The organism is Streptococcus pseudopneumoniae, from assembly GCF_001072315.1.
GTDB lineage: Bacteria > Bacillota > Bacilli > Lactobacillales > Streptococcaceae > Streptococcus > Streptococcus pseudopneumoniae_R.
Window position 1 is genome coordinate 1 of record NZ_JVLI01000071.1, and the last position, 864, is coordinate 864.

1 pseudogene is annotated in these 864 nt (G+C 32.9%); it reads left to right on the forward strand.

The features are described 5' to 3' along the window. Positions 1-611: pseudogene (locus ADH54_RS11140) on the forward strand (IS5 family transposase); the annotation flags it as partial. Positions 612-864: the final 253 nt, after the last annotated feature.

Consider the following 864-nt stretch of genomic DNA (forward strand, 5'->3'; position numbering starts at 1 on the left):
CCGCACTTATGAACAAATTGCGGCTGATTTTGGCATTCACGAAAGCAACTTAATCCGTCGGAGTCAATGGGTTGAAGCAACTCTTATTCAAAGTGGTTTTACGATTTCAAAAACTCATCTTAGTGCTGAGGATACGGTGATTGTGGATGCAACAGAGGTAAAAATCAATCGTCCTAAAAAAATCAACTAGCCAATTATTCTGGTAAAAAGAAATATCATGCTATGAAGGCTCAAGCGATTGTCACAAGCCAAGGGAGAATTGTTTCTTTGGATATCGCTGTGAACTATTGCCACGATATGAATTGTTCAACATGAGTCGCAGAAATATCGGACAAGCTGGTAAAATCTTGGCAGACAGTGGTTATCAAGGACTCATGAAGATGTATTCACAAGCGCAAACTCCGAGGAAATCAAGCAAACTTAAGCCACTAACTCTTGAAGATCAATCCTATAATCATGTACTCTCTAAAGAGAGAATCAAGGTTGAGAATATTTTTGCCAAAGTAAAGACGTTTAAAATATTTTCAACAACCTATCGAAATCGACGCAAACGGTTTGGATTACAAATGAATTTGATTGCGGGCATTATCAACCGTGAACTAGGATTTTAGTTTCACAGGAAGTCTATTATAAAAAGTAGAAGAAATAATTTTTTCGAATTTTTTTACCATAAAAAACCTCGTCATATAAAAAATTTCAATTTATTTTGTATAAAGTTAATGTTATTTTATAAAAATTTTGAAGCATAGCAAGAGTATTACTTAATTTTTGTGTTATATAAACTAATTATTATTCTAACGATATAGTAGATTGAAATAAGATGTGAACAAATCGATTAGGAAAGTCAAATTAATGTATAGAAAT